General features: G+C 30.1%; 5 protein-coding genes. All 5 read right to left on the reverse strand.

The features are described 5' to 3' along the window. Nucleotides 1-67: 67 nt before the first annotated feature. The gene (locus tag EG849_RS15260; protein ID WP_125014267.1) at nucleotides 68-880 is read right to left on the reverse strand and encodes a hypothetical protein; all 813 of its coding nucleotides are present in this window, start codon (nucleotides 878-880) and stop codon (nucleotides 68-70) included. Nucleotides 881-883: 3 nt separating this feature from the next. Then, nucleotides 884-1,147 (reverse strand): hypothetical protein, encoded by a 264-nt coding sequence (locus EG849_RS15265; RefSeq protein WP_125014269.1) that lies wholly within the window; start codon nucleotides 1,145-1,147, stop codon nucleotides 884-886. 55 nt (nucleotides 1,148-1,202) lie between these two features. Next, entirely contained in the window at nucleotides 1,203-3,626 is a 2,424-nt protein-coding gene (locus EG849_RS15270; protein ID WP_125014271.1) for an ATP-binding protein, read from the reverse strand. Beyond that, nucleotides 3,623-3,883 carry a hypothetical protein gene (locus tag EG849_RS15275; RefSeq protein WP_125014273.1) on the reverse strand — a complete coding sequence of 87 codons (261 nt, stop codon included), beginning with the start codon at nucleotides 3,881-3,883 and terminating at the stop codon, nucleotides 3,623-3,625. The genes EG849_RS15270 and EG849_RS15275 overlap by 4 nt, the downstream gene beginning before the upstream one ends. A gap of 92 nt (nucleotides 3,884-3,975) precedes the next feature. Next, a partial coding sequence (locus EG849_RS15280) for a hypothetical protein (RefSeq protein ID WP_233581819.1) occupies nucleotides 3,976-4,598 on the reverse strand: 623 nt, incomplete at its 5' end.

A 4,598-nucleotide genomic window follows, 5' to 3' on the forward strand; every position in this document is an offset into this window, starting at 1 on the left:
GCTCGGTGGTGTGAGAGGCGCACTCCGTTCCGTTTGGGGCGGAGCCGTCTACTCGATTATAGGCAGTTTACTTTACATAGTTTGATTTAAAATATTCTATAAAGTTACTTCCATATTTGGTTACTACAAAATAGCCAGTACTATTTGAATTTGTAGTGATTTTAAATTTCTGAAGTAAGTTTAAAGTTTTTTGAGCATGTTGAGGAAAAATTGCCATTTTGCCCAAATCTGCAACAGTAAATGAGTTTTCTTTTTTTTGCAATTGTGTAATTAATTCTATAACTGTAGATTTTTCTTCATTGGTTAATTCATTAACTTCTTTTAAAAAAGCTTTTGCGGTTTTTTCAAATTCAGATTTAAAAATAGAGTTACTGTCTAACAAGTCACTATTATCTTTTTTTAATTGACTAATTAATGAATCATTTGTAGTTATAAGCTGTTCTTTTTCTATGATTAATTCATCAATTTTATTTTGTAACTGTTGTAAACTTTGTTTACCAGATAATTGTTGTTGAATATTATAGCTGTGATTTGCATTATCCATTTCTTCTTTTCGCGTTATTTGATTATTTTGATGTTTGAAAAATTGAACAACAAAATTGATTAATAATTGGATGAAGGGAAATAAAATTGAATATAAAATTGCTAGTAAAATAGGTTTCCATACTCTGTCAAAATTCTCTGTAAAAAAATTTGTTTTAACGTACTCAATTTTTTCCAAAGCATCTTTTTTCTGAAACGCTAAATAAAAAAGAATATCCCAATTATAGATAACCAAAATTACCGAATAAGTAAGGAAAATTGGGAGTTTGAATTTATTTTTTATATCATTTTGAATTGAGCCTATATTTGCTTTTATCCCTTCTATTTCTTCTGTCATCTTTTATATTATAAATTGCCTATAACGACCGCTCGGCTTTGTCGTCGTTCCGAAAGGAGTTTTTACTCCTTTTCGGAATGCGTCAAAGGCGACAGTTGGGAGAACGTCGTGCGAATGCAACGATGGTTTCCCGACTGTCGGCGAAGCCGAGCGGTCATTGGGAAAAATTGTCCCGAAGGGCGATTTTTCCCAACGTTCCGCCGCTTGGCGTAGTAGCGGTAAATTTAAGAAAAATATTCTGCGGATGAACAAGTTTCGGGAACCCATTAGGATTCCGGCGGAGTAGATAATAGCTATTGCGCCAAACGGCTGTTATGCACAGTTATTGTTTAATCCATCCTTTTTCTCTAAAAACTTGAGCAGTATAATTTGTTGGATTCAATTTGAATTCTAATTCCCTTTTCAATTCAATAAGAATCGTATTTTCAGGTTCATATTCTAATCCTAAATTACAGATTTTCAATGCCGATTCATCATTACGTATGTTGTTTTTAAAATTCGATGCATATCCAAATGCAGCGATTGCATTAGAATGCCTTTCAGTGTAAGTCAAATTATCACTTTTATAGAATGCTTTTTCAAAATATATGTTCGCTTTTTCGGCAACTTGTTTTTTTGTGTCTTTATGATGGTAATAGCTAATTGCTGATGCTTGCTTTGAGTATCCTTGTGCTAATCCTAGATTTACTCTTTGATCTTCGGGTGCTATTTTATATGCCCTTTCAAAATAGCTAATACTTGTTTGAATAAATTCTTTTGCTTTGTCCTTGTTTCCAATTCTGCCTTTGAACTCCACATATCCTAATTCTATTAGTGCTTCTAGATAATCATTATCCAATTTAATTGCAAAAAGAAATTCTTTTTTTGCTTTTTCTAATGAATCTTTAAAAATACCATTTTCTTCAATTTTGCCCTTTATCAAATAAAGAAATGGAAACTTATTATTTTTTAAAATTAAACTGTCAATTAAAGAGATAGCTAAATCATAATTATAAGTTGCGACAGAAAATGCCCGAAGGGCATTGTCCGCAAGAACTTTATCATTATGATTTTTTGCTTGTGAGCGATATATTAAATTAATTGATGATGTATCATTTGAATTAAATTTTAATTTTTCTTGGATAAAGTTTTCGTAGTTAGCAATTATTGACTCCTCATTGTCAAGATTTAAGAATTGTTTAGAGTAAATTTTTGCTAAATATGGTACTGAATATCCTATTACGCCAGCTTCAGTTTTTTTCTTATAACATAAAGAAATGGTTGTTAGTTTTGGAATCGCTTGCAAACCTATTTCATCATTTGTAAAATTGCTGATATAGATTAAATCATCAATCGATAGAAGTTCTTCTTTTTCCGATAATGAAAATATAAAAAGTAAAGTTTTTTCAACAATTGAAAGTTTTTCTATTGAACCTTTAAAGCAAAATGTTAAAATATCTTCATATGCTTTGCCATTTTTAAGGTTATCAATTACTATCTCAATTGGAGTTCCTTGTGCTAATTGATGAGTAATCAATTGACCAGCTAAGGGCATTCCTTTAGTATAACTATATAGATCATCAAGATATTTTTCATATAAATCATGGAAATTTCCATCACCATTAAAGTTATTATATTGGGATTGTAGAAAATCAGGAAATTCTTTTTCTTGCTGAAAACCATTAAGATTTATACGAGACATATAGAAATCTCCAAGTGTTTCTCTTGTAGTTAAAATTGCCTTTGATTTTATTGGTATGTGTTCTAAAAAGGATATCAACTCTGCGTCATTTAAAGTCTCAAGATTATCAACGATTAATAAAACTTTATTTTCTGAAAGAAAATTTATAACTACTTCATTTATATCTACACTTTCCTGTTCTTCGTTATTTATAAGTTGATTTTCTGTTATGAATTTGAAAATTTCTTGAATCAATTCGTAATAATTTGAAATAAATTCTGACAACTCTTTTATTCCACTTGGAGTATATCGATTCCTTTTAGAACTTGTCCAAATAATAAAATCAAAATGATTTGGAAAATCAGCATTTTCTATGAGTTTAGTGACAAAATAATGTACAAAACTTGTCTTACCAATACCACCAATACCATCTATTTGAACAATTCTGTTGTTTTCATTTTCAACTTTTCTATATAATTCTGATAAATACTCTTTACGACCTATGAATTCACTATACATGACTGGTTGTTGTGAAACATTTTCAATAATATTAAAATTATTGCTTTTGAGTTTATAAAATAAGTTATCAGCTTTTATAGAGCGACTACCTCTTCTACAATAAACATCACCATTTTTAAATACACTAACATTTACAGATTTTCCTGCTTTCCATTTATTTTTAGAATATTGACCATCTTTTTTAAATGGAATTATTTGTTTTGAAGGAAATACATATATCACAAAGAAAAAATCAGCATCAATTTCTACAGTGTTTGTAATTACTTCTATCTCGCCGTCGCAATAGGAATCTAAAATATTTGCAATATTGGCCTCATCTACATCTGAATCGCTTCTTTCATCTAATCCACTCCATTCGAAAGAATTGTTAACTCCAAAAATTATGTAACCCCCTTTAGAATTCGCAAAAGCAACAATGTCCTTTACAAACTCAACCTTACTCGGTGTATCCGAAATTTTATAGATTTCTTTAAAATCTAATTCTTCCAATTCAGACTTAATGTTTGAGTTTTTTATTTTTTCTATTGTTTCTGGAGAAACAAGATTAAGTTTTTCAGTTGTATTCATGTTTTTAATACGGGTGTGTTTAATAATTGTGCATAATGACCGCTCGGCTTTGTCGTCGTTCTGAAAGGAGTTTTTACTCCTTTTCGGAATGCGTCAAAGGCGACAGTTGGGAGAACGTCGTGCGAAAGCAACGATGGTTTACCTACTGTCGGCGAAGCCGAGCGGTCATTGGGAAAAATTGTCCCGAAGGGCGATTTTTCCCAACGTTCCGGCGCTTGGCGAGGTTGCGAACTTCGGAACCGATTATTTTCTATCAAAGATAAAATTTCTTGCGAAATATAAACGTGAAATTACTACAAAATTCGCAATCTTGCCAAACGCTTGTTGTAAGTAGTATTTTTACTCAGTTCTATTTGTAATTTCCAATTTCGTCCATGTAGAAGTTGGTCAAATTTAAATTTTTGAAGGCTTTAAATATTTTTCTTTTATTGGTTGAAATAAAAATTATTCCGCAATCTGCACTTGTTCCGTATAAAACTTTTCTTTTATCATCAATCCAAACTTCTACAGCAGAAATATTATTTTCAGTTATCAGTTTCGAAACTGAATTAGTTAAGTTATCATTTAATGGATTTTCAATTCTGAACGCAATTTCTTTTTTCTTATATTTTACAACGTAAAGTGGTTTGCAAAATCCTTGATTTCTAATTTTACTAATTGAATCCAATTTTGGTATTCTTTGAACTGTAATACCATCGGGAAAACTCCATTTAATGTAAACATTAATATCCGAAATCAAACGTTGATTTATTAGTTCAATTTTTTCATTCAATTCGTTTGTTGTGTTCAGTTTTTGAAACCATAAATTGTTTGCTTTTTCAGTCAAAATCAATTGTTCATTTTGTGCTAAACAAAATATTGAATTTAAAAATAAAAATGTTAACAGAATGTTCTTCATAATATTACTTACAACTAGTATATATGTCTGATAAAAACCGACATATACACCTAATTTTGGTTGTATTAGTCTGA

The organism is Flavobacterium macacae, from assembly GCF_003865365.1.
In the GTDB taxonomy this organism is placed as follows: domain Bacteria; phylum Bacteroidota; class Bacteroidia; order Flavobacteriales; family Flavobacteriaceae; genus Flavobacterium; species Flavobacterium macacae.

Excerpts from the sequence above, each read along its gene's own strand:
- EG849_RS15270 (WP_125014271.1), bottom strand. The coding sequence starts at position 3,626 with ATGAATACAACTGAAAAACTTAATCTTGTTTCTCCAGAAACAATAGAA.
- EG849_RS15260 (WP_125014267.1), bottom strand. The coding sequence starts at position 880 with ATGACAGAAGAAATAGAAGGGATAAAAGCAAATATAGGCTCAATTCAA.
- EG849_RS15265 (WP_125014269.1), bottom strand. The coding sequence starts at position 1,147 with ATGGGTTCCCGAAACTTGTTCATCCGCAGAATATTTTTCTTAAATTTA.